The sequence below is a fragment of the Pseudomonas sp. Eqa60 genome, from assembly GCF_018326405.1.
Classification (GTDB): Bacteria; Pseudomonadota; Gammaproteobacteria; order Pseudomonadales; family Pseudomonadaceae; genus Aquipseudomonas; species Aquipseudomonas protegens.
In genome coordinates, this window is record NZ_AP024342.1 from 2,309,579 (window position 1) to 2,333,444 (window position 23,866).

Genomic DNA, 23,866 nt, shown 5'->3' on the forward strand with positions numbered 1-23,866 from the left:
CCTATGGGTCTGACGACATTACCCGAGCGCTGTCAGGCGCTCAAGGGCGCGGAATGCTAACTACGGCCCCAAAGTCCGTGACCTGAAAACAGTCGTTTGAATGCTGGGGCACTGTCCAGTAGATACGATGCCAAAAGCCCGGCCAGGTTCAACCCGGCCGACGCTTAACGTCCTTCCAGCAACTGCCCGGCCTGATCCAGCAGGGCCAGCGGATCCTGGGTCTTGTGGATATCCACCGACAACAGCTGGCGGAACTTGCGAGCACCGGGGAAGCCCGTGCCCAGCCCTAGGACATGGCGCGTGATGTGGTGCATGGCGCCACCGGCAGCCAGGTGCTCGGCAATATAGGGGCGCAACCGGGCCAGCGCCTCGGCCCGGGAAATCACCGGCTCAGTGCTGCCAAACAGCTGCTGGTCTACCTCGGCCAGCAGATAGGGGTTGTGATAGGCCTCACGGCCCAGCATCACCCCATCGAAAGTCTGCAGATGTTCATGACAGGCCTCGAGGGTCTTGATCCCACCGTTGAGGATGATTTCCAGCTGTGGGAAATCCGCCTTCAATTGCGCCGCCACGTCGTAGCGCAGCGGGGGAATGTCCCGGTTCTCCTTGGGCGAGAGGCCTTCGAGAATGGCGATTCGTGCGTGCACGGTAAAGCTGCTGCACCCGGCTTCCATGACCTGGCCGACGAAATCGCATAGCTCGGCATAACTGTCGCGCCCGTTGATACCGATCCGATGCTTGACCGTCACGGGAATCGACACCGCATCGCGCATGGCTTTCACGCAATCGGCCACCAGCGCCGGATGGCCCATCAGGCAGGCACCGATCATGTTGTTCTGCACCCGGTCGCTGGGGCAACCGACGTTGAGGTTGACCTCATCGTAGCCATGCTCCTGGGCCATGCGCGCGCACGCCGCGAGATCCGCCGGCGTGCTGCCCCCCAGTTGCAACGCCAGAGGGTGCTCGGACGGGTGGTAGCGCAGGAAGCGCTCGTGATCACCATTGAGCAGCGCACCCGTGGTGACCATTTCGGTGTAGAGCAAGGTGTGTTTGGACAGTAGGCGCAGGAAGAATCGGCAGTGACGGTCCGTCCAATCCATCATCGGCGCCACACTGAAGCGCCGGGAAGGTTCTGAACGGGAAGGGCTTGAAGCGGTAAAGGGCATGGGATGTTTGTCGCTTTGCGGGGCAACCGCCTGTGGTCATGGCGGTTGTCGGGGTGACGAATTGGCGCAGTTTATCAGGAAGTGCCACGCCGACGTTGTGCTCTGAGCCATTGCCGGACTAGCGAGGTTGTCCGAGCATCCGTCCCAGCTGCGCCAGCCAGTGGTAGCCCACCACGAAACTGAATCGTAGCCAGACACCCGCGCAGATGCTCCAGGAGAGGACCCGGGGATAGTCCTCACGAAAAAACTTGCCATAGAAGCGGATCATGCCCCGGTGCTTGTGCCATTCGACGAACACCGGGCGGGTGCGGCTGCAGGCGCCCCAGGCGTGAAAGATCCTGGCCTGGGGTACGAAGCAGACTTTCCAGCCTTCCTGGCGAAAGCGCATGCACAGGTCCAGGTCCTCGCAGTGCAGGAAGTAGCCTTCGTCCCAGCCGCCGACGCTGTCCAGGGCTTTGCGCTTGACCAGCATGCAGGCGCCGGAAATGGCTTCTACCTGCGTCGGACGGCTGGGCAGGGGCTCGCGGTGCAGAAGAAAGTCGGAGAACAGTCGCGGCGAGAGCCAGGCCAGGCCCGACAGGTTAAGGGCGCGTACTACTGCTCGCCGTGGGGTGGGGAAGACCCGACGTCCACCGGGCTGTTCGCTGCCGTCGAAGTTGCACAGCAGGCCACCTGCCATGCCCAGATCGTGGGTGTGGCGCAGGGCGTCGATCATTCCTTGCAAGGCGCCCGGTTGCAATACGGTGTCGGGGTTGAGGAACAGGATGTGTGGCTGCTCGCAGTGACTGGCGCCTAGGTTGCAGGCCGCGGCGAAGCCGGTGTTGCTTGGGTTGCGCAGGATGAGCAGGCGTTCATCGGCAGCGAACCGGGTGGCAACCTGCTCCAGGCTGCCGTCATGGGAGGCATTGTCTACCAGCACCAGCCGGTTGATGTCCTGGGCCAGCACCGAGATCACGCAGTCCTCCAGCAGAAGGCCGGCGTTGTAGTTGACCACCACCACATCACAGGAACGCGGCATGGGCCCCCTCGAAGCGTTTTGCCCAGGAGTTGGCTTCGCGGAACTTCAAGGTCTCGGCCAGGGGCTCGGTAAACGTCAGCGCCTGGTGGATCACTCGGGAGATGTCGTCGAGGCTGTCGCTGAGAAACACTCCCGGAAGATGGCGCCTGGTGCCCATTTCGCCGAATGCGGTGCTGACCACTGGCAAGCCCAGGGCCCGGTACTCGTAATATTTGATCGGGTCGACGTAGCGGGTGATGTCGTTGCACTTGAACGGGATCAGGCCGACATCGAACTCGGCCATGGCTTGCAGCGCGGCCTCGTGGGACAGCGCCGGCAAGCACCGGATATTGTCCGGCAGTGCCCTGGGCGAAGGTCCGTGCTGGGGGCCGATCAGGCGTACCTCGGCCCCGGGAAAGGCCGCGGCCAGGGCAAGCACGAATTCCCAGTCGAACCACTTGGCGAGGGTGCCGATGTAGCCGAACACCGGCCGTGTTCCATGTGCTGCGCGCCGGGACAGGGGCAGGGCGGGCAGGCGTTCGCTGGCGCAACCATTGAGCAGCAGCCGGGTATCGACCTGTTGCCGTTGCCAGTAGCGCTGCAAAGTCGTGCACGAGGCCAGGGCGGTGACCACAGCCCGGGCGGTCTGATGCTGGCGCCGGTGCATGGCACGGCGCGACCAGCCGCGATAGAACGCTGGTACGTTGTCCATGACGTCATAGAAACTGCCGGCGAAGATCGGTTCCTGCAGCAGTTGCAGGGCCAGCCTCGAGGGTTTGCCGATGCCGAGCTGGGTCGGTGCCTGGGCAAAATGGCGGATCTGTTGCTTGAGCTCCTGCCAGAACAGGCGATTGACCCAGCCCGAGCCGGGCAGGGGCTCTATGGGCAGGGCCCGGGGCCTGGCCAGGGTCAGCCAGTCCGGCACGGGGACGGTCGGGCCCTGGTATGGCGGGCGGGTAAGCAAGTCGGCCAGTACCGGCAAGCGCGTGGGATAGGGTTCGACCCACAGCACGGGGGCCTGGGTGGCCGCGTGGAACTGGCGCACCAGTTCATGGGGGCGTTGCGCGAAGCTGTGCCAGCTGACCGGTGACAGATAGACCAGTCTCATGATGGCTCCCTGGCGGTGTGGGGAGTCCAGGGTCGGCCCCATTTCGCCTCGTACAGGGCCTTGTTGCGCTCAAACAGTTGTTGGCGCTGGCTGCCGGGCATCTGGCTGAACGAGGCAGAAAGATGGTGATGAATGAACACGTCTTCGGCAAAGGCGCAGGACAGCCCTGCTTGCTCGACCCGGCGGCAATAGTCGTCGTCTTCGAAAAAGCCCAGACCGAAGGCTTCATCCAGGGGCCCGACGCGCTCATAGGTCGACCTGGGCATCATGACCGCGAAGAAACCGAGGGTGGCGCAGGGCACCACCTGGCCGGCATGGCGCCAGGTGTATTGGCGGGCGCGGCCAGGCATCTCCTCGAGGCTGCGGTAGCTGATCTCGATCTTCGCTTCGTTGCCGATGTTGTTGGTTACCGGCCCGATCAGGCCGAGCCCCGGGTTGCGTTGCAGATGGCGGCGCAGGGTCTGCGCCCAGCCAGTGGTGACCTCGGTGTCGTTGTTGAGCAAGACCAGGAACTCGCCCCGAGCCCGGGCCAGGCCCTGATTGTTGGCCGCGGAGAAACCCAGGTTGCCGAGGTTGAGGATGAGCGAGTGAGCGCTGTCGCTGGCCCACTGCCGAAGGAATTCGACGCTGCCGTCGGTGGAGGCATTGTCGACGACAATGATCTCCAGATTGCGGCCCAGAGCATCGGCGGCCAGGCTGGCCAGGCAGGCGCGGGTCAATGCCAGGTTGTTGTAGGTCACTACTATCACGCTGATCAGGGGCCCGGTTTGCTCGCCTTCAACCAGGGCCTTCAACTGTTCTACCCGGTGCTCCCAAGTCTGTTGTGCGGCGAATTCCTGGCGCTGGCGGGAAGTGCTGTCGCAGGCAGGTTCCTGCAACGCCTGGGCGATGGCTTCGATAAAGGAGGGGGTATCCCTGGCAATGGATACCTGCTGGCCGAACTCCTGCAGCTCGGGCAGATCCACCGCCACCACCGGCTTGCCGGCACTCAGGTATTCGTAGACCTTGACCGGGTTGGTGGCCAGGGTCAGTGCCTCGATGCGAAACGGCAGGATGCAGACATCGAAGGCCTGCAGGTAGGCGGACAGCTGTGCGTAGGGGATTTCACCGGTCAGCCTGACGTTGGCATGGCGCTGCAGGCGCGCACCAACCCGCCCGGTATCTGCGCCTATCAGCAGGATCGTGCAGTGCCTGAAGGCTTCGGCGATGGCGGCCAGCAGATCCACATCGAACCACTGGGCGAGCGCGCCGTAGTAGCCGATCACGGGACGGCCTTGCGGGTCCTGATAACACTGGGCCGGGGGCTTGGAAAAATAGGTGAAGTCGGCGGCATTACGCAATACGGCGCGTTGCACGGTGCTTGCAGGTGGGCAGTGCCGACTCCAGTGGCGTTCCAGCCACGCCGAGGCAAACAGCGTGATATCGGCCTCGCGCAGCAGCTCATGCTCCAGTTGCAGCAGGTCCGGGGCATTGTTGCCGAAGCCCTGATGGTCGTCCATGCAGTCATAGACCAGGCGGCTGGCCGGCAGCGCCCCGGCCACGGGGGCCCAGAACGGGTGCTGGACCAGGGAGATCACCTGGCTCGAATGGGCCCAGCTCAATAACTCGCCGATGCTGCGACGCAACTGCTGGACCACGGCCTCTTGCGGGGCAGCGTGGTAGAGGAGCGGGGCTGTGCGTGCAAACAGCCGCACTTCGAACAGCCGCCCTCGGTCATCCAGCGGGCGCAAGGTAAAACCGTCGCGAGCGTCGTCCTCCAGGCTGGCCGAGACATAGAAAACCCGGCGTCCGCTGGTGCTCAAGCCGCGGGCCAGGTGCTGGGGACGCTGCTGGCGGAAATCCCAGTCGATGGCACCCCAGACCACGTAATCCGGCCATTGCGGGTCGGGCGCCGGTAGCACGCTACAAGCGGGTACGAAACTCTTGGCGGCCCGCTGATGCCGACGCAGGGCCCGCCAGCCAGGTCCCAGCACGCCGTGATACAGGCGCCGGATCAAGGCTTTCAGCAGGTAAGGCAGCGGCAGGCGGTGATAGACGCGGCGCCAGCGCTGGAACAGGGCGGTGCTCATTGTCGCGCCCCGGATACAGAGCGAGTCAAGGCACGGACTCCGACTGTTTCGGGGTCGCGGCAACGATCACGAAATCGCTGTTCAGGGTGCCCGACTCGATCAGCCCGTCTTCGATGTCGAACAGCATCCGCAGCACCCGCATCGCTTGGGGATCATCGGCCTTGAAATTGCCGGCGATGCCATGCAGCAGAAATTGCAGCAGGGTGCCGCCGCAGGTGTTGAGGGCCTGGATCTGGAAGTGCTGTTCCACCACCTTGAGGATGTCCTGGGAGCGCACCGCCTCGGACGGATCAACCTTCACCACCTCTTGTGGATCAGGGAGCGGTACGTTGTTCTGCACCTGACCGTAGGAACCCTGGACGAAAGAGCGGCGCATGGCCGGGGGAATCAGGGCGAAGGCATGGCTGATGGCTGCGCACTGGGCCTGGTCAAAGGCAAAGTGATTGGCGCCGACATACTCGTTGAAGAACAGCCAGCCGTCCGCCTTCAAGGCCTGGCGGACATTGGCGCAGACCTTTTCCAATTGGCGAATGTGATGCAGTGAACCGTTGAACCAGACGGCGTCGTAATGAGCGCTGGGCAGTTGCACCCGCTCGACGTCGGTAAGGCTGTAGTGCAGGGTCCGGGCCCCCAGCGCCGCCGCTTCTGCCCGGGCGGTGTCCAGCGCCGCCGGGGCGATATCCACGGCGTCGCAGTCCTGGAAGGCCTGGAGTTTGTAGAGCTCGCGTTCCAGGGTACCGGTGCCGCAGCCGATGCTCAGCATACGCTGCACCGGTAACCGGCCCGCCAGAAAGGTGTTCAGGCAATAGGGTACCCAGTGAGCATGACCGCTGCCGGCCGTGGCCTTTTGCTGATGGCGTTGTTGCACCGCAGGCACTGCCAGCCAGTAGACATCCGCAGAAAACGCATCCGAGCCGGCCTGGTTCTGTGACCAGTGCTCGGCGGTCTGCGCCTTGCGCTGCTCCTCGCTCATGTCGTCCGGGGGAACATGGGCTGCGACTGCCCGACCACTGAGCTGTTGAATTATTTTTTTCAGCACGTTCGGCATCTTCCTTGTGGGTGTATCGGGCTGCAGATTCAGTCGGTGAGCTTCATTCCCGTGGCGTCGGCGTTCGCTCTGCGGCGTACTTGGCGATGGGGTTGCCAGGGCCCCCACTTGCTTTCGAAGTAGGCCTGGTTCTTGTCCCATAACCGCTGGTATTCGCCGCTGGCGATAAGGGCCTTGAACGAGGCCTGGCCGTAGTGGTGGATGTAGCTGTCCTCGGCGCATACGGTGCGCAAGCCGGCGGCCTGGACTCGCCGGCTGTAGTCGTCGTCTTCGAACATGCCGATGCCAAAGGCTTCATCCAGCCAGCCCACCTGATCCAGCACTTCGCGGCGCATCGCTACGCAAAACATGGCCAGCATCGGGATGTCGAAGCAGCGCCCGCGGTACTGGCTGGCGCGCCGGTCGGCGAAGTCCTCCATGTCGTCGAGGTCCTGGTAGTCGATGCTGACCCGGGCCTCGTTGCCCACCGCATTGGTGGTCGGCCCCACCAACCCCACCTCCGGGTCGTCGAGGTGGCGCAGCAGGGGCGCGAGCCAGCCCTTGGGCACCACGGTGTCGTTGTTGAGCAGGACCAGGTAGTGGCCCTGCGCAAGGCGCAGGCCCTGGTTGTTGGCGGCGGCGAAACCCAGGTTCTGTTCGTTGAGCACGATGCTCACATTGGGTTCGCTGCGGGCCAGGTAGCGCAGGTAGTTGCGGGTGGAGTCCTGCGAGGCGTTGTCGACGATGATCAGTTGCAGGTTCGGGTAGGCGCAATTGCGCAGCAGGCTGTCGATGCAGCCGCGGGTCAGCTGCACATTGTTGTAGGTGACGATGATTACCGAGACCTTCGGAAACAGTTCGACCAGCGCATCGCGCGTGTCTTCGAAGCGTTGCCGCCAATCGTTTTCCCTGGCCAGTGCCAGCCGTTGGTCCCAGCGCTGCAGATCGGTTTCCCCGAGGGCTCTTTCGATCTGCGTGACAAAGGCAGACGGCCCGTCGGCGAAATACAGGTAAGGCTCGTAGATCTGCATCTCCAGCAGCGGCACTGCGACCACGGGTTTGCCGGCGCTGATGAACTCGTAGAACTTCACCGGATCCACCGCGTGGGTCACGTTGTAGAGGCGAAAAGGAATGATGCAGACATCGAAGTGGTACAGGTATTGCGGCATCTGCGAGTAAGGCTTGCGGCCCAGCAGGTGCACATTGGGCAAGCGGTCGAGGCCGGCCAGGTCACGGACGAACACATCGCCAATGAGCACCAGATTCCACTCTGGTCGTTGCCGGGCGATGGCCGCCACCAGCTCAAAATCGACCCATTCGGCCAGGGCACCATAGAAGCCGATGATCGGGCCTTGAAGCTCCTCCAGCAGAGTATTGGGTGTACAGCATCGGGCAAAGAAGTCGAAGTCCACCCCGTTTCTAACCAACTGGCAGCGACGGCTGGTACTGGCCCATTTGTCGTACAGCACGGAGGCGGTGACGGTTACCAGATCAGCCTGCTTCACCAGTACCTGTTCCTGGTCCAGCAAGGGCTGACCGATGTTCGGGAAGTCCTGCCATTCGTCCATGCAGTCGTATTGCACGGGCCAGCCGTATGCCTTGCGCAGGTGCAGGGCCAGGCGCGTCCAATAGGGCAGGTGAACCACCGACACCGCCGTCTTGATCCGGTAGTCGCTCACCAGGGCCTGCAACGCCTCGGCATTGGCGCGCAGGTTGCCTTCGGTGATGCAGGTGGCGTAGTAGTCCTGCCGTGCAAGCCCGCGCAGGGTGACTTCGAAGACCCCGGGAGCGACTGGGTGCACCGCATAGGGCCGCTCTGCCGCGGGTAGCGGCGAAAGGATAATGTAGAACACCCGATAACCCTGGATAGCGAACTGCGTCATCAGTTGCTGTGGTCGCTGGAACCTGGCGGACCAGTCGATATTGGCAAAGCACAGCAGGTCAAAATGCTGAGCAGCAGAGCCGGGTGCTGAGTCCTCCACGATATCGGGCTCCAAGGGGGTGGAAGCTGGCAGAGGCTGGACGAGAGAGGGCAGGTGAGTCGGGTACTCGCTCTCGTCGTTGATCACCCCGTGCCGCAGCAGTTGCATCAGCATGCGCAGGGGGCGGGTCAGGCGCCAGGAACGCGAGCGCCGCATATGTTCGATATGCGCCAGGGCGGCATCGCGCTGAAGGATGGCCTGTGCGTGCTCGAGCCGCAGCCGGGTCGACTCCTGGTCCTGCGAGTGGGACTTAGTCATGAGCGGGCTCATAGTTGTGCAGTGGGCTCTGGTCGCCACTTGGCCACATTGAGCTGAGGGAGCCGGGCCGGTAGAAGGTCACGGTCATGCTGCGCCGTGAAGTCCGGCAATTGGCTACCACCTGCGTCACCGCATGCCAGGAGTTCTCGGCGCGTACCAGTACTGCCGATGTGCCCACCAGGGGCGGGATCACCGCGACCACATCCGTGGGGTCGGCAGAGCCCAGGATATTCAGGCAGCCACCGTCCTCGATGTTCCAGGAATCGTTGAAGTACAGGATATGGGTCACCAGCTTGTCGCCCAGGTCCGGGTGCGGGCCGAGGCAGGCCTGCGGCCCGTAGTGGAAGACATTGACCTCCATGGGAGCGTTTCTGAGGTCCATGTCGGTGAGCGTCGACATCGCCAGGCGATAGTCCGGTGCGGTCAACTCGCTGGCCAGCCTGCGCCAGGCCGGGCTCAGGTGCTGCTCGTGGATAATGCGCCCGGTGCCCATTTCCACCAGTTGCCGCGCCTGGTACTCGTAGTCCTTTTCTCCGCCATAGCCGGACACCGTCTTGAAGGAGTCACGGGGATAGGTCGCTACCAGGGCCGCGGCGTCCGCGGGCGAATACAGTTCGGTGATCCGCCCCCAGCGAAAGGGCTGAGTGTGCAAGGGGGCTCTGGTCAGCATTGGCAGATTCAGCATCGTATTCATCTTCCCAATAAATGTTGCAGGCGGCGCCGCAGGGAGCGTAACGGCGCGGTGAGGCGATAGGAGTTGGAACGATGGATTCGACCCAGCTCGGCATCGACCCGACTGGTGAGTTCCGTTTGGTGGCGGCGTAGTAGCGTCAACTGCTGTACCTGGATTTTCAGCGCATCCAGTTCGGCCTGTTTGCTCAGGATTGCCTCGCGACAGTCCGGGAGGGGGGCCTCCAGCAGGCCGGGCAGGGCCTGCCAGAAGCGGTTCAGCGCCTGGCTGGTGGAGCGCGGGCCCTGGGCGATCAGTTCGGCTACCCGGTCCCAATGGCGCTGCACTTGTTCTTGCGCGGCGATCACCTCGGGGCAGGGCCCCGTTTCGCTCAGGTGTTGCAGGAACCATTGGGGATCGATGGGCTGTTCGGCGGGCAGGGGGCGGATCCCGCGGTATGCGCGCAAGGCGGTGTACTTGCCCTGGTTCAGGTTGGCCGAACAGAAGGCCGGTACGCCGAAGGCCAGGGCGGTGATCGCCAGGTGATAGCTGTGGCCGATGACGCCCTGGGCCTGGGCCAGGATCTCCGCCAGTAGCAGTGGCTCTGGCCAGGCCGGCAGGCGCACGGCCCGTGGCAGGTCGGCCCCGAGAATCGACTCATGGTCCCCGAGCACCGGGCCGATGGGCAACAGCAGCAGCTGCCACTGGCTGAACAGCGCGTTGTGGGTTTTCCATAGCTGGAGAAAGCTCTCCAGGCCGGCAATCGCATGCACCACCAGATAGGGCCCGGTCAGGCCGGCCTGGGCACAGAGTTGGCGATAGGCCGCCGAGGGTTGCTGCCGGTCGATCAGGCTGGGCAGGCCAAAGGCGGTATCCGGCAGTACCTCGACCTGGGCCTGCTCGCTCAGCGCGGACAGGGTGTTTGCAGACAGGGCATCGCGCACCCGGACGTGGGGGCTTTGCTCCAGGGTCAGCCTGACCAGCGGGGCCGCCCAGGATGGAATCGGGTTGCAGTGCATGCCGGGGGCGTTCCAGATCAGCGGCACATTGTGTTGCAGGGCCATCAGCGCAGGCGACAGCCAGTACCCGGTGGGGTGATGGATCTGCGGGTCGGGCGGGTAGTAGTCGGCAGCGATGACCTTGTCGAAGCGAATGATGAAGCCGCCGCCGATCAGCACTGCGTCCAGGCTATCGATGAGCTGGGGTAGTTCACTGACCGAGGTGACGGGGTAGGGCCATTGCGGCGTGCTGCGCGAGTGATAGGAGAACGCGTGCAGGCGCACCTTGCCCAGGCGCGCCTGCAATGCTGCTTCGGCAATGAGGGGGAACAGCAGGTCGCCGTAGTTGGCTACATCGAAGGTACCGAAGATCGCGACTTGCCATTGCTTGTCGCTCATGAACGCTCCTCGACTGCCAGGAGCTGCTGCGATGGGCGGGTGACAGGTTCGATGTGCAAGTCGACGATTCCCAGGAAGTGCTTGTTGCCCGGCAAGGTGTCGAACGCCAGGAGGGCCACCTGTTTTTCAATCAGGTGGGAGGTTTCTTCCGTTTCGCCATTCATCAGCTTGAGCGTGATGTGGTAGCGCCCGGCCGCCAGGTTGGCGGCGAATCGCAGGCACACCGAGGCGCTGCGCCAGCCTTGCCGGGACTCGCCGCATTGCAGGGCGACGTTGACCCCGCTGACCACCAGCAGCCGGGCTTCCTGGATGGTCAGGCTGATGTTGGGGCGGGCAATGGCGTCGCTGACTTGGGCATCGATGGCGATTTCGATCATGTCGCCGTGGGCAAAGCTTGAGTACAGCGCCCCGGTATTGCTGAACACGGCTGAGGTGATCCGCCCTTCAGGGGTGCCGAAGGCCATGCCGTGCTCCGGGTTGAGCGGTGTCTTGGCGCTGACCTGGACGGCGCCCGCGCTGGCCCAGCGGCGCTGTTCGTCACGCATGTCCAGCAGGTACAGCTCGGCCATCGCCTCCGGTGCACCGCTGGCGCGGATTTCGCCGTCGCGCAGGTAGAGGGCGCGGTTGCAGAAGCGCTTGACCATGCTCATGTCATGGGACACGAACAGCAGGGTCATGCCTTGTCGGGTCAGGCGCTCCAGGCGTTCCAGGCACTTGAACTGGAAGGAGGCATCGCCGACGGCCAGGGCTTCGTCGACGATCAGGATATCCGGCTCCACGCACACCGAAACGGCAAAGGCCAGGCGCACCAGCATGCCGCTGGAATAGGTCCTGGTGGGCTGGTCGATGAATTCGCCGATGTTGGCGAAGGCGGTAATTTCGTCGAAACGCGCCTCGATCTCCGCGCGTTTGAGGCCCAATACCGCACCGTTGAGGTAGACGTTCTCGCGGCCGCTGAACTCGGGATTGAACCCCGAGCCCAGCTCCAGCAGGGCGGCGATCCGCCCATGGCTGGTCACGCTGCCCGTGGAGGCGGTGCTGGTGCCGCAGATCAGTTGCAGCAAGGTCGACTTGCCGCTGCCGTTGCGGCCGATGATGCCCAGGGTTTCGCCCTTGCGCACTTCCAGCGCAACGTCCTTCAAGGCCCAGAATTCGCGATAGCGCTGCTTGCCGCGGGGCAGCAGCAGTTGCAGCAGGCGGTCGCGGGGCTGGTCGTAGATCGGGTAGCACTTGCCCAGGCCCTGGGCCTTGATCGCCAGTTCAGAGCACATCGGCGAACCCCGGGCGGGTTTTTTCGAACCACGCCCATCCCAGGAAGGCCACGCCGAGCGCGACGCTCAGCTCTATCAGCCACAGGCCGAGATCGGGCACCACGCCCCAGATCAGCACGTCGCGGGAGGACTCGATCACCAGGGTCAAGGGGTTCAGGTAGAGCCAGTGCCGGTAGGCCTCAGGCAGGGCGCTCAGCGGATAGAACACCGCCGACATCAGCAGCAGGGCCGACATCAGTACACCGATGACCTGGCCAACATCCCGCAGGTAGACCCCCAGGGAGGCGAGGACCCAGGACAGCCCGAGGGTGAACAGCACCAGGGGCAGCAGCACCAGGGGAAACAGCAGAGCGGTGGGCGGCGGCAGGCCGAAGGCCAGGAGGTGGAACAGCAGCCAGACGGCAAAGCTCACCAGCGTGTGGAACAGCACCGCCCCGAGCATCACGCAGGGCAGCATGTCCAGGGGGAACACCACCTTCTTCACATAGTTGGCGTGGCTCAGGATCAGCCCGGGGGCTCGGGTGAGGCATTCGGAGAACAGGTTGAAGACCATCATCCCGGTGAACACCAGCAGGGCGAACTGGGTGTTCGAGTCGTTGTCGGTTCCCCAACGCACCTTGAACACCACGCTGAACACGAAGGTGTACACCAGCAACATGAGCAAGGGGTTGAGAAAGGACCAGAGCAGGCCGGCAATCGAGCCGCGGTAGCGGCCTGTCACTTCGCGTTCGATCAGTGCCCGCAGCAGCTCGCGATGACGCCAGGGCCTGAAGGTGAAACGGTGCAGCGTGGTACTTCCGGTCAACTCCCGCTCCTTGGGGCCAGCTTCCAGCACCACCCCATGCTCGACAAGGGCATGGGTGAACGGGTGGTGATTCGAAGCGAAGGATTTTGTGAATTGTTTATAGACCCGAAATGCAGGAAGTGAAGGTGTCGTTACAGCTTTTTTTGATGAGCGGCGGGCGCAGCCGGATAAGTGGCAAGACCCCCGCGAGGGTAATACTCACTGCGGATGCCTGGGCTCGGCGGTAAAGAGCAGGGTGGGCCTGGCGGGCAGGCTCCTGCGCGGCGCCGGCCCGGGTATGGTTCAGTACTGGCGGGCCGCCAGTTGCTGCGCCAGGGCCTGTGCCTGCTCGGCGGCCGCCTGTCGCGAGGCCTGGTCGATGTCCGGGCCGAGGATGGTCTTTTCCACGATCAGCGAGTGCTGGTTGGCAATCCCGATGAAATTCAGCCAGGCCTCTATATAGGGCTTCTGGAAATCGAATGCCGGCGCTGGTGTGCTGGAGCGGGAAGAAAAGTCCAGGCCCCGGGCGTAGGCCGCCACCGCCGTCTTGTTGCGCAGCAGGCCTTGCAGGCCGTTCTCGGGGTCGAAGCTGAAGAGGATGCCCTGGTGGGAAACCAGGTCGATGAAGTGCTTGAGCTTGTAGGGAATGCTGAAGTTCCACAGGGGTATGGAAAGCACCAACAGGTCGGCCTGGTGCAGCGGCTCTGCCAGCGCCTGGAGCCGGGCCCAGGCCCGCTGTTCGGCATTGCCCAGGGGCTGGCCGGCCAGTTGCGCATATTTGGCGTCCATGGCCGTCTGATCGAGTTCCGGCAAATCGAGGCTCCACAGGTCCAGGGTGGTGACCTCGGTGTCCGGCCGTTGCTGTCGGTAGCTCTGGATGAAGCCGTGGGCGATTTCCAGGGAGGCGGAGCGGCGCAGGCGGGGCGAGCATTGAATGTGCAGGAGCCGGGTCATGGACGAATCTCTTGGGGTTGGGATGACCGTCATTGCAACATAGCTTGTTTTTAAATATAAATTGTCGATTCAATCCTTATTGATTTCATTCTGAAATATGTTCGATGCCCTGCTATTGCGCACCTTTGTTGCTGTTGTCGATGAACAAGGGTTCAGCCGTGCGGCCCTCAAGCTGCACCTGACCCAGTCCGCGGTCAGCGGCCACCTGCGGCGCCTGGAACAGCAGGTCGGCAAGCCGCTGCTCCAGCGCACCACCCGCTCGCAGCAGCTGACTGCCGATGGCGAGCGGTTGATGGCCTATGCCCGGGCGATCCTGGCGTTGAATCGCGACGCCTGGACCGAACTGACCCGGGTGCCGTTCCACGGGCGCGTGGGGGTGGGCCTGTCCGAGGATTTTGCCGACCCCCGGCTGCTGCGTGCGCTGCAGGATTTTGCCGGGCGCTACCCAGGTATCCGGCTCGATGTGCAGGTTGGCATTCCCGGTACGCTGCTGGATCTGCTGGCCCAGGGCAATTTGCAATTGGTGGTGGGCTCGCTGTGCGAAACTGCCGAGCCTGGCCGCCTGCTCTGGTCCGAACCGCTGGTCTGGGCCGGGCTGGTGCAACCTGCCGGGCTCTTGCCCGACCCCTTGCCCCTGGCGCTGTTTCCCGAGCCTTGCCCCTACCGGGCCGCGGCCCTGGGCCGGCTGGCCCAGGCCGGCATTGCCCAGCGCACGGTTATGCTTTGCAGCAGCAATTGGGCCCTGCGCGCCGCCGTGCTGTCCGGGTTCGCCATAGCACCCATGGCGGCCAGCCAGTTGGGGGCAGGGCTGTGTGCCCTGGGGGAGGAATACGGTTTGCCACCGTTGCCGGATGCGCAGTACCGTCTGTTCACCGCGCCCGAAGCGGACCAGACTGTGCTGGCGGCGCTTTCCGAGGTGTTTGTCGAATATTGCTCGAGCCGTCGATCGGCACTTTAAGCATTGCTCGCGGTGGCCGATAACCCCAGGGTGGAGCCGGGTCGTTCAAGGTTGCTGCCTGAGCTCCCGGCCCGGGTCAGCGGCCAGAAAACCTATACTGTGCAGGGCGCTGGCCGTTCAGCCAGTCTCGAAAACAACCAGGGACCCGCCCTGTAGCCCAGGCCACTCCCGTCAGGACGACCCTTTTGCCTGTTCCCATCTACGATCCTCATCATCCCCCTGGCGGAACCCTGAAGCGTTTGCCGCTGCTCAAGGCCGCGGTGGCCTTCATCGCAACCGTGTTTCTGTGCCTGTGCGGGCTGTTGTACCTGCAACTGGAACAGTCCTGGCGTCACGACCTGATGCAGGCGGAAGTCAATTCCACCAACCTGACCCGGGCCATCGCCCAGCAGGCCGAAGACACTTTCATGGAAGCCGACCTGGTGCTGATGAGCCTGTCCGAATGGATCCAGGCCCTGGGCGATGGCCCTGAACAGCAGCCCCGCTTGCAGGGCATATTCGCCCGGCGGGTGCAGGCCCTGACCCAGCTCAGCGGGGTATTTCTCTATGACCGGGACGGTCAGTGGGTGGTCAGTTCCTTTGGTGATTCGCCCCATGGCAACGATGTGGCAGACCGCGACTACTTTCGTTTCCATCAGCAGAATGCTTCGTTGCTGGCTCACATCAGCCCGGCCATCCGCAGCCGGGCCAATGGCGAATGGATCATTCCCATCTCGCGGCGGCTCAACGATAGCCAGGGGAATTTCCAGGGGGTGCTGATGGCGGGCATCAAACTGGCGTATTTCGATCAGTTCTTCACCAGTTTCAACATCGACGAGCAGGGCGCCATGTTCCTTGCCCTGTCCGACGGTACGCTGATTGCGCGGCGGCCGTTCGAAGAGCGGCAGATCGGTGCTTCCCTGGCCCGCGGCGAGATCTTCAGCAAGTACTTGCCCGAGGCCACCACCGGCAACGCCATGATCACCTCGATTGTTGATGGGGTGACGCGCCTGTACGGCTATCGGCAGTTGCAGGCCTATCCCCTGGTGGTGGCCGCGGCCAACTCCAAGGACTCGGTGCTCAAGGGCTGGTATGCCTCGGCCTACCAGTCCACGGCCATCGTCGCCCTGGTGCTGCTGGGGGTCGGCCTGTTCGGCTGGGTCTTCGTGCAGCAGGTGCGCAACAACGAGCGGATCGAGGCAGATCTGCGCGAGGCCCAGGAGGCCCTGGAGGTGATCGCCACCCATGACAGCCTCACCGGCCTGGCCAACCGCCGCTTGTTCGAGCGCGCCCTGACCGTGGAGTTTGGCCGTGGTGCGCGGCAACGCAGCCCGTTGAGCCTGGTCATGGTCGATATCGACTATTTCAAGCGCTACAACGATACCTACGGGCATGTGGCGGGCGATCACTGCCTGACCGAGGTGGCCCAGGCGCTCAAGGGCTGCTGCCAGCGCAAGGCTGACCTGGCCGTGCGCTATGGTGGCGAAGAGTTTGCGGTGTTGCTGCCCGACACCGACATTCATGGCGCGCTGGCCATGGCCGAGCAGATTCGCCGCAGTGTCATGCAGCGCAACATCGCCCATTCCGGCTCACCGGTGGGCTGCGTGACGGTCAGCCTGGGCTGCTACGCCTTCGTGCCGACGGGCCGCGACAGCATCGAGATGTTTATCGAAAGGGCCGATGCGGCCCTGTATCAAGCCAAGGCCACGGGCCGCAATCGGGCCATGGCGCTGGCGGCGGACCATGTGGGGGAGCCGTTGCAGCGCTCCGATCGCTGACGGCTACCAGCGCTTGCAGAACACCTGGTTGGCGTAGGCGTTGCCGCCAAACTCGTAGGCGGTGCTACCGGCGCAGACGTAGCCCTGGGCCTGATAGAAGGCCTGCGCCCTGTGGTTCTGTGCCCAGACGGCGAGCCACAGGCAGGGCCTGTCGCTGGCTTGCAGCCGTTCTTCCACCTGTTGCAGCAGCGCCTGGCCAACGCCTTGCCGATGGGCATGGCGCTGCACGTACAGGCGCACCAGCTCCATCCCATCGGCCAGGCCGGCAAGCGGCGGCCGGGTGTTGCGGGCGATTTCCGCGAAGCCCAGCAGGTGCCCGTTACGCTCGGCCAGCAACAGGTTTCTGTGGGGATCCTCAAGGCGCTGGCGGAACTGTTCCGGGGCGTAGACGCTCAGGGCTTCCTCGGCCAGGTCGCTGCGCATGCCGTCGGTGGCATAGGTGTCGAGAAAGACCTGGGTGGCCAGGCCACTGATGCACAGCGCGTCCTCGCGCTGGGCTGGGCGTAGGGTGAAATCGACGGGCATGGCTACATCCTTGTGGGGGCTTGTAAGGGTGAGGCCTCAGGCTTGGCTGAGGCGTTGTTGCAGACGCTGGCGCACGGAGGGCCACTCGTCGTCGATGATGCTGAAGCGCACGGAATTGCGCTTGCGTCCGTCGGGCATGATGCGCTCGTGTCGCACTATGCCTTCCTGTTGGGCACCGAGGCGCAGGATCGCCGCGCGGGACGTGTGATTGATCTCGTCGGTCGTGAACTGCACCCGCACGCAGTTCATGTCGTCAAAGGCATGGCACAGCATCAGGTACTTGGCCTCGGTGTTGACGAAGCTGCGCTGCCAGCGGCTGGCGATCCAGGTGCTGCCGATCTCCAGCTTGCGGTTGTGCCGGTCGATCTTCCAGAAACGCGTGCAGCCGATGACTTCGCCCGTGCTCCTGAGCACGGTAGCGAACGGCAGTACGCTACCGGCATCACGGCCCTCGAGCGCCACGTCGAGGTAGCGTTCGACGGTGTCGGGGGAGGGCACTACGGTGAAAGGCAGGTTCCACAGCTCACCGTCCCGGGCGGCGTTGACCAGGGCGTCGGCATCACTGCGTTGCAACGGGCGCAGGATGATTCGCGGGCCTTCCAGTGAGTGCATGGCGCAGAGTTCTCCAGCGGGAGCGACGGGGCGCTTATTACAGAGTCGCCCTCGACGCTTGGCAAGAGCCAATCCGGGGCCAATGCGATAAAAAATATCAGCCGAATTGATTGTCCGGGCTTGCCGCTTCTGGCTTATACATAACGCCGACCTGCCGGGGCCTGTCGCGACCCTGGGCGACCCTCATTTCAAGGATTTGTGCATGAGCCAGCCGCACCTGATGAACTTCGACCTGTACCTGCAGCAACTGGGCTACCCACAGGCGCCAGCGCCGACCCTGGAAACCCTGCGGGAGCTGCAATGGCGCCATGTCTGTCGTTTTGCCTTCGAAAGCCTTTCGACTCTGTTGCGGGTTCCGGTACCCATCGACCTGGCCTCGGTGGAGCGCAAGATTCTCCACGAGGGGCGCGGCGGCTACTGCTATGAACTCAACCAGGCCTTCCTGGTGCTGTTGCAGCACCTGGGTTTCGATGCCCGGGGCATCACCGGGCGGGTGGTGATGGGGGCGCCGGAAGATGCGCTGACCGCTCGCAGCCACCGTCTGGCGCTGGTGCACCTGGAGGGCCAGCGCTACATCGTCGATGTCGGCTTTGGCGGCATGGTGCCCACCGCGCCCTTGCTGCTGGATACCGAGCAAGAACAGGCAACGCCCCACGAGCCGTATCGCATCACCCTGCGCGAAGGCAGCTACACCTTGCGCGCCAAGGTCATGGATGAATGGCGGGCGATGTACGTTTTTGACCTGCAACTGCAGGGCGATGTGGATTACGAGATGGGTAACTGGTACGTCTCGACCCACCCGGACTCTCCTTTCCTCGGCCAATTGAAGGTGGCGCTGATGGGGCCGGGAATACGCCGCACCTTGAACAATGGCAGCTACGCCCTGCATCGGATGGGGCAGCCCAGCGAGCGGCGGCAGATCACCGATGCAGGGGAACTGATGAGCCTGTTGCAGGACGAGTTTGCCCTGCGCCTGCCGGCCCACCCCGAACTGCCGCGGGTTCTCGAGCAGTTGCTAGAGGCCTGATTTCACGGCTTCCCCAACAGCGAGGCGGTGTCCGCGGTTCCGGTCGGTTGTCGACACGGCCGTCCAGGTGCAGTTGCCGCGTTTGCCGTCGCCGGCCCGGCCAACGGTAGGGCCGTGTTGCACCCAATGTGTACAAGATCCGGGTTCCGGCCAACGGATCGCACCCTACGAGCAGCAGATAAGCCGATCCGGCAATGGGATCGGCTTTTTTATCCTGTTTTTTCAACCAGTAGAGCAGCCCTCAAACCTTCGGTTGAAGAGCGGCGGATCGGCCCTGGGTTGGTTTCAACGAGGGCTCTGGGCCGCCTTTTCAGGCCGGCACGGAGTCAATATCCGAGTGCCTTGCGCGCAATAGCCCGGGTTGATGGGTGGGGAAATTCAGAATGGAAAACTGTATACAATCCTATGGACAGTTGTCTTGGATGTTGCATACAGTGTGCCCATAACAAAAACAGGGAACCCCACACCATGAATACCCCCCAGGTTTCACAACAGCGGCCCGAAGACGAAAATTTGGGTGTTGGCGCAAACATGGCTTATGGCCTGCAACACGTGCTGACCATGTATGGCGGCATCGTTGCCGTGCCACTGATCGTCGGCCAGGCGGCTGGCCTGTCGCCTTCGGAGATCGGCTTGCTGATCGCCGCTTCGCTGTTCGCAGGAGGGCTGGCAACCTTGTTGCAGACCCTTGGCGTGCCGTTTTTCGGCTGCAAGCTGCCGTTGGTGCAAGGGGTGTCCTTCGCGGGCGTGTCGACCATGGTGGCGATTGTTACCAGCGGCGGCGAGGGCGGTTTCCAGTCGATTCTCGGTGCGGTGATCGTCGCCTCGCTGATCGGCCTGCTGATCACACCGGTGTTCTCGCGGATCACCAAATTCTTTCCACCGCTGGTCACTGGCATCGTCATCACCACCATCGGCCTGACGCTGATGCCGGTGGCGGCGCGCTGGGCCATGGGTGGCAACAGCCGGGCCCCGGACTTCGGCAGCATGTCGAACATCGGCCTGGCAGCGGTGACCCTGGTGCTGGTGCTGCTGTTGAGCAAGATCGGCAGCGCGGCGATTTCCCGTCTGTCGATTCTCCTGGCCATGATCATCGGTACGGTGATCGCGCTGTTCCTGGGCATGGCGGACTTCTCCGGGGTCACCCAAGGGCCGATGTTCGGCCTGCCCACGCCATTCCACTTCGGCATGCCGACCTTTCATGTCGCGGCGATCCTGTCGATGTGCATCGTGGTCATGGTGACGCTGGTGGAAACCTCGGCGGACATCCTCGCCGTGGGTGAAATCATCCACACCAAGGTCGACTCCAAGCGCCTGGGCAACGGCCTGCGCGCCGACATGCTGTCGAGCATGATTGCGCCGATCTTCGGTTCCTTCACCCAGAGTGCCTTCGCCCAGAACGTCGGGCTGGTGGCGGTCACCGGCATCAAGAGCCGCTTCGTGGTGGCCACCGGCGGGCTGTTCCTGGTGATCCTCGGCCTGCTGCCGTTCATGGGGCGGGTGATTGCCGCGGTGCCGACTTCGGTGCTGGGCGGCGCCGGTATCGTGCTGTTCGGCACCGTGGCGGCCAGTGGCATCCGGACCCTGTCCCGGGTCGACTACCGCAACAACATGAACCTGATCATCGTTGCCACCTCCATCGGCTTCGGCATGATCCCGATTGCCGCGCCGAGCTTCTATGATCATTTCCCCAGCTGGTTCGCAACCATCTTCCACTCGGGCATCAGCTCCTCGGCGATCATGGCGATCCTCTTGAACCTGGCGTTCAACCACTTCACCGCGGGCAACTCCGACCAGCAGTCGGTGTTCGTCGCCGGCACCGAGCGCAGCCTGCGCTTCCAGGACGTTGCCGTACTGCGTGAGGGTGACTACTTCAGCGGCGGCAAGCTGCACGATGCCGAGGGCAATGAAGTGCCTCTGGTAGGAGAGGAGCCGGGCCACTCACCGAACCAGGCCGGCGATGGTTCGCAGCCGAGCCATGCGCGCGGCAGTGTCGAGGCCACTCACTGAAGTCGAGTACCGCGGCCATGAAAAAAACCGGCGCCCTCAGGGCGCCGGTTTTTTTGCAGTCGGTTATTCCAGGTTGTCCAGCGGCTTCAGGGCCTGCAGGGCGTCGGGGTTGTCCTGGTACTGCTGGCGCAAGCTGGCGAGCTGCTGATCATGGCCTGTGCAGACCTCATTCACGGCTTTCTCCAGGAAGACCCGGCGTTCCTCGTCGTAGGCCTCCTCGCCGGCAAAGTGCTCGCAGGCTTCGTGGCGCTGGATGAATGCAGCCACCTCATCGGGAAGCTCGGCGCCGCTTGCGCCATAGTGCTTGCCCAGCAACAGGCGTTTTTCCTCGACCCAGCCGGTGTAGTCCTCGCCGTCCTTGGCGATGTACATGACCTGGGCCCAGCCGTCTCCACTGGAGGCGTACACCGTCAGGCCATCACCGGGAATCACGTAGAGCTTCTTGTTCAGGCAGGTGGCATTCGGCCCGCTGTGAAAGTGCAGCCGCCCCTGGCCTACCACCTTGGCTTCGAGGGGCGGGCGATATTCGCCGGCTTCCAGGGAGACGTTGTCGCTGAGGGTGGCGCAGTCCACCGGAGCTTCGGCCAGGGCTGGCAGGGGCAACAGGGAAAGCAGGCCGTACAGGGGCAGGAGGCGCAGGAGTCGGTCCATCGCGAGGGGATCCATGAGGTGGGAGTGCGGATCGCGCGATGGTAATGACAAAGATGCGGCCTGTGAATGATCACGGGCCGCATCCGCGGTATTTCAGTCGGCAGCCTTGCTGAGTTGCCCCTGGCGTACCAGGGACAGGGCGAAGACCACCACCACTGCGGCGGCCGCCGCCAGGGTCAGGGGCAGCCCATAGCTGCCGCCGCTCATGGCCGCGCCGCTGAGCAAGGGGCCCAGCAGGCTGCCGATGCCCCAGAGCAGCCCGGCGCTGGCGTTGGCAGTCACCAGGTCGGCGCCGCTGAAGGACTGGCCGATCAGCACGATAGCCAGGGTATAGATGCCGCCGGCCACGGCGCCGAGGATGACCAGGCTCGGCCAGAGCAGGGTGGACGTTTGCATCAGCAGTGGCAGGGCAAGGCCGATCAGCAGGGCAATGATGCCGCAGCCCAGGTAGATCCCGGGGCGCCCGAGCTTGTCCGAAAGCCAGCCGAGGGGGAACTGGAACGCGGTGTCGCCCAACAGAATGATGGTCACCATCAAGGCCGCGAGCTTGATGCTGTAGCCATGGGTGGCGGCGTACACCGGAAACAGCGACAGCACCACGCTGTCGAAAAACGCGAAGAACAGGATGCCCACGCACAGCGCCGGCGCGATGCGGATAAAGCCCAGTACCGAAAAGGTGCGACTTTCGGCATGCAGCGGCTGCTGGTCTTCCAGGGGCAGGATCAGCCAGACCACTGCGATCGCCACCGCATAACTGACGCTGACGATGCCCAGCACGGCGGGCCCCTCGGTGCCCAATAGCGATACCAGGCCCGGGCCCAGGAGCTGGAAGAAGGTGAAGCAGGTGGTGTAGACCGCTACCAGGCGTCCGCGGGTGGCGTCTTCGGCCATTTCATTGACCCAGGTTTCCCCGAGAATGATGATCAGCCCCGCCCCCAGGCCCATGGCGACCCGCGCCAGGCCCAGGCTGTAGAGGCTGGCCCCGGGCAGTTCCAGGGCGGCCACGCTCAAGGCGCACAGGCTGAAACACAGCAGGTAGATCTGGCGCCGGGTCAGGCGTTGGCTCAGGGCATTGACCAGGAAGGCCGAGAGCATCATGCCTGCGGCGGGAAGCGCCGACATGATGCCGATCTGGTTGCTCGAGGCGCCGGCCTGATACAGGCGCAGGGCAAGGATTGGCACCGTGGAGCCGATGCTCAGGCCGACAATGGAGATGCCCAGGATCAGGGCGGCTAACAAGGCTTTGTTCATGATCAAGACCTGCGCCTGAAGCGTCAGGCGCCAAAAAAGACAGTTATTGCGGGCGCTGCAGGACATCGCAGGCCGACGTGCGGGCGATTGCCGGGCAGATGCCCTGTTGGAAGCAGAGGGGCTAGCGGGGTGGCGCCGGGTTCAATCGCGATCAGCGTGGGCCCGGGTGCGGGGAGAAGGTGAAGGCAAACAATACGCTACGGCGTCGACGGTTGATCGCACAGTCAAGTTGGGCAACAGCCAGAGTTGCCGAAGGGCTCATCGAGGGGGAAGGGCACGGTGACTGTGCGGGCAGGAACATCGCGGGGTCTGACTGCTTGGATAAAGAGGCGCACAGCCTACGTCAGGCCTTTGCGGCAATGCAACCGGGTTGGCGAAGGAGGATTCCAGGCGTGCATGAGGCGTCTATCCGCATGTCGGGATGACAGGCGGATCAATCATTTGCAAGGGGGATACTGCTTGAGCTGATTTGCCGCAGGAGCAGGGCGCTCTCATGAGGATCAAGGCAAATCAGTGTAGGAAGATGGCTCCACGACCTGGACTCGAACCAGGGACCCAGTGATTAACAGTCACTTGCTCTACCAACTGAGCTATCGCGGAATGCGCCGTATCTTACTGATTCAGAAAGGGAAGTCAACAAGTCGAGAAATATTTTTTCAGGGCGACGAGGATCTGAATGAAAGGCTGGCAGGACTTTGCGGGATTTATCGGTCTTCAGGTCTCTGGCGGATCCGATAGGGGCTACCATGGCGCCCCGGAAGTGGTTTCACGCGCTGCCGGCCTTCAGCCGCATAGGTACGCCTTTATGATCTGCTTCGATTTATCCCAGCATCCTTCTGTCTGTTTCGCGCTGTGCTGCGAGGTGCTGTCATGAGCATCGAGCAGATCAGCCTGCCCAAAGGGGTCGGCCCCCAGGCCGGCAAGTTGCTGGACGCCATTACCCAGGCCGGATCGGCGATGGATTTGAACCGTGCCGGCGGCAAGGCCGAAGGTTTTGTCCTGGGGCTGGAGAGTGCCAAGGCCATCAAGAGCCAGGTGGCCGAGGCGCTGTACGTGGCGTTCGACGATGCCGCCAGCCAGCGCCTGGCTCAATTGCAGGGGTAGGGCGGTTCAGCCGCCGAAGGTCAGGGTGCCGAGCATCAGCTTGGCCATCAGCGAGGTTGCGGCCAGTTGCACCAGCCACAGGGCCAGTCCGCCAAGGAATACCCCCAGGGCAATTTGCAGCACCAGGCTCTTTTCGCGTTTCTGCGAGCGGGGCAGGTAATGCTCCAGTTCGTCGCGGTCGGCCCGCAGGTCATCGTTTTTCATCGGGATCTCGCTCAGCAGGGGGGGCATAGGCTCACAGTCTAGAGGCTGTGGGGGCGGGCAGGGCAACGACGTATCGCCAACGAA

At 63.5% G+C, this 23,866-nt stretch carries 21 protein-coding genes and 1 tRNA gene; 5 read left to right on the forward strand and 17 right to left on the reverse strand.

Features of this window, described 5'->3' with window-relative positions; translation table 11 throughout:
* Nucleotides 1-164: 164 nt before the first annotated feature.
* The 11 genes from dusA to KI242_RS10490 form a co-directional block, all read right to left on the reverse strand.
* Entirely contained in the window at nt 165-1,166 is a 1,002-nt protein-coding gene (dusA, locus tag KI242_RS10440) for a tRNA dihydrouridine(20/20a) synthase DusA (protein WP_047285009.1), read from the reverse strand.
* 118 nt (nt 1,167-1,284) lie between these two features.
* Nucleotides 1,285-2,184: a glycosyltransferase family 2 protein gene (locus KI242_RS10445; protein ID WP_015634872.1), complete on the reverse strand. Its 900-nt coding sequence runs from the start codon at nt 2,182-2,184 to the stop codon at nt 1,285-1,287.
* Nucleotides 2,168-3,271, reverse strand: coding sequence for a hypothetical protein (locus KI242_RS10450; RefSeq protein WP_041116977.1), 1,104 nt, complete (start codon nt 3,269-3,271; stop codon nt 2,168-2,170). The genes KI242_RS10445 and KI242_RS10450 overlap by 17 nt, the downstream gene beginning before the upstream one ends.
* Nucleotides 3,268-5,340 carry a glycosyltransferase gene (locus KI242_RS10455; protein ID WP_212806084.1) on the reverse strand — a complete coding sequence of 691 codons (2,073 nt, stop codon included), beginning with the start codon at nt 5,338-5,340 and terminating at the stop codon, nt 3,268-3,270. Before KI242_RS10455 ends, KI242_RS10450 begins: the two co-directional genes overlap by 4 nt.
* Nucleotides 5,341-5,365: 25 nt before the next feature.
* Nucleotides 5,366-6,388, reverse strand: coding sequence for a class I SAM-dependent methyltransferase (locus KI242_RS10460; RefSeq protein ID WP_227454141.1), 1,023 nt, complete (start codon nt 6,386-6,388; stop codon nt 5,366-5,368).
* Nucleotides 6,389-6,417: 29 nt separating this feature from the next.
* Complete coding sequence (locus tag KI242_RS10465; protein ID WP_212806085.1) at nt 6,418-8,607, reverse strand: glycosyltransferase; 2,190 nt, start codon at nt 8,605-8,607, stop codon at nt 6,418-6,420.
* Nucleotides 8,600-9,292: a 2OG-Fe(II) oxygenase family protein gene (locus KI242_RS10470; RefSeq protein ID WP_212806086.1), complete on the reverse strand. Its 693-nt coding sequence runs from the start codon at nt 9,290-9,292 to the stop codon at nt 8,600-8,602. Before KI242_RS10470 ends, KI242_RS10465 begins: the two co-directional genes overlap by 8 nt.
* 5 nt (nt 9,293-9,297) lie before the next feature.
* Entirely contained in the window at nt 9,298-10,674 is a 1,377-nt protein-coding gene (locus KI242_RS10475) for a polysaccharide pyruvyl transferase family protein (RefSeq protein WP_015634878.1), read from the reverse strand.
* The gene (locus KI242_RS10480; RefSeq protein ID WP_212806087.1) at nt 10,671-11,945 is read right to left on the reverse strand and encodes an ABC transporter ATP-binding protein; all 1,275 of its coding nucleotides are present in this window, start codon (nt 11,943-11,945) and stop codon (nt 10,671-10,673) included. Before KI242_RS10480 ends, KI242_RS10475 begins: the two co-directional genes overlap by 4 nt.
* Nucleotides 11,935-12,750, reverse strand: a complete 816-nt coding sequence (locus tag KI242_RS10485) for an ABC transporter permease (protein ID WP_212806088.1) — start codon at nt 12,748-12,750, stop codon at nt 11,935-11,937. The genes KI242_RS10480 and KI242_RS10485 overlap by 11 nt, the downstream gene beginning before the upstream one ends.
* A gap of 282 nt (nt 12,751-13,032) precedes the next feature.
* Nucleotides 13,033-13,683: an NAD(P)H-dependent oxidoreductase gene (locus tag KI242_RS10490; RefSeq protein ID WP_053157329.1), complete on the reverse strand. Its 651-nt coding sequence runs from the start codon at nt 13,681-13,683 to the stop codon at nt 13,033-13,035.
* 97 nt (nt 13,684-13,780) lie between these two features.
* Between KI242_RS10490 and KI242_RS10495 the strand changes: the two genes are divergently transcribed.
* On the forward strand, nt 13,781-14,641 hold the full coding sequence (locus KI242_RS10495) for a LysR family transcriptional regulator (protein ID WP_015634881.1): 861 nt from the start codon (nt 13,781-13,783) through the stop codon (nt 14,639-14,641).
* Nucleotides 14,642-14,826: 185 nt separating this feature from the next.
* On the forward strand, nt 14,827-16,398 hold the full coding sequence (locus KI242_RS10500) for a GGDEF domain-containing protein (protein WP_011060354.1): 1,572 nt from the start codon (nt 14,827-14,829) through the stop codon (nt 16,396-16,398).
* A gap of 3 nt (nt 16,399-16,401) precedes the next feature.
* Here the strand turns inward: KI242_RS10500 and KI242_RS10505 are convergent, their stop codons facing one another.
* Together KI242_RS10505 and KI242_RS10510 are read right to left on the reverse strand one after the other, a co-directional pair.
* Nucleotides 16,402-16,923 carry a GNAT family N-acetyltransferase gene (locus tag KI242_RS10505; RefSeq protein WP_174395715.1) on the reverse strand — a complete coding sequence of 174 codons (522 nt, stop codon included), beginning with the start codon at nt 16,921-16,923 and terminating at the stop codon, nt 16,402-16,404.
* 36 nt (nt 16,924-16,959) lie between these two features.
* Nucleotides 16,960-17,535, reverse strand: coding sequence for a GNAT family protein (locus KI242_RS10510; RefSeq protein WP_212806089.1), 576 nt, complete (start codon nt 17,533-17,535; stop codon nt 16,960-16,962).
* 202 nt (nt 17,536-17,737) lie between these two features.
* Here KI242_RS10510 and KI242_RS10515 point away from each other — a divergent pair, with 202 nt between their 5' ends.
* Nucleotides 17,738-18,562, forward strand: a complete 825-nt coding sequence (locus tag KI242_RS10515; protein WP_011060357.1) for an arylamine N-acetyltransferase — start codon at nt 17,738-17,740, stop codon at nt 18,560-18,562.
* Between the two features lie 468 nt (nt 18,563-19,030).
* On the forward strand, nt 19,031-20,572 hold the full coding sequence (locus KI242_RS10520; RefSeq protein WP_011060358.1) for a nucleobase:cation symporter-2 family protein: 1,542 nt from the start codon (nt 19,031-19,033) through the stop codon (nt 20,570-20,572).
* A gap of 63 nt (nt 20,573-20,635) precedes the next feature.
* Here the strand turns inward: KI242_RS10520 and KI242_RS10525 are convergent, their stop codons facing one another.
* The 3 genes from KI242_RS10525 to KI242_RS10535 all read right to left on the reverse strand — a co-directional run bounded on the left by KI242_RS10525 (nt 20,636) and on the right by KI242_RS10535 (nt 23,074).
* Complete coding sequence (locus KI242_RS10525; RefSeq protein WP_053150219.1) at nt 20,636-21,223, reverse strand: SH3 domain-containing protein; 588 nt, start codon at nt 21,221-21,223, stop codon at nt 20,636-20,638.
* A gap of 93 nt (nt 21,224-21,316) precedes the next feature.
* A complete protein-coding gene (locus tag KI242_RS10530) occupies nt 21,317-22,474 on the reverse strand; it encodes an MFS transporter (RefSeq protein WP_212806090.1) in 1,158 nt (385 codons plus the stop codon).
* Between the two features lie 524 nt (nt 22,475-22,998).
* Nucleotides 22,999-23,074: transfer RNA gene (locus tag KI242_RS10535), tRNA-Asn, on the reverse strand.
* A 270-nt stretch (nt 23,075-23,344) separates the two neighbouring features.
* Between KI242_RS10535 and KI242_RS10540 the strand changes: the two genes are divergently transcribed.
* Nucleotides 23,345-23,578 (forward strand): hypothetical protein, encoded by a 234-nt coding sequence (locus KI242_RS10540; RefSeq protein ID WP_011060361.1) that lies wholly within the window; start codon nt 23,345-23,347, stop codon nt 23,576-23,578.
* A gap of 6 nt (nt 23,579-23,584) precedes the next feature.
* Here the strand turns inward: KI242_RS10540 and KI242_RS10545 are convergent, their stop codons facing one another.
* A complete protein-coding gene (locus KI242_RS10545; RefSeq protein WP_011060362.1) occupies nt 23,585-23,782 on the reverse strand; it encodes a hypothetical protein in 198 nt (65 codons plus the stop codon).
* Nucleotides 23,783-23,866 lie beyond the last annotated feature (84 nt).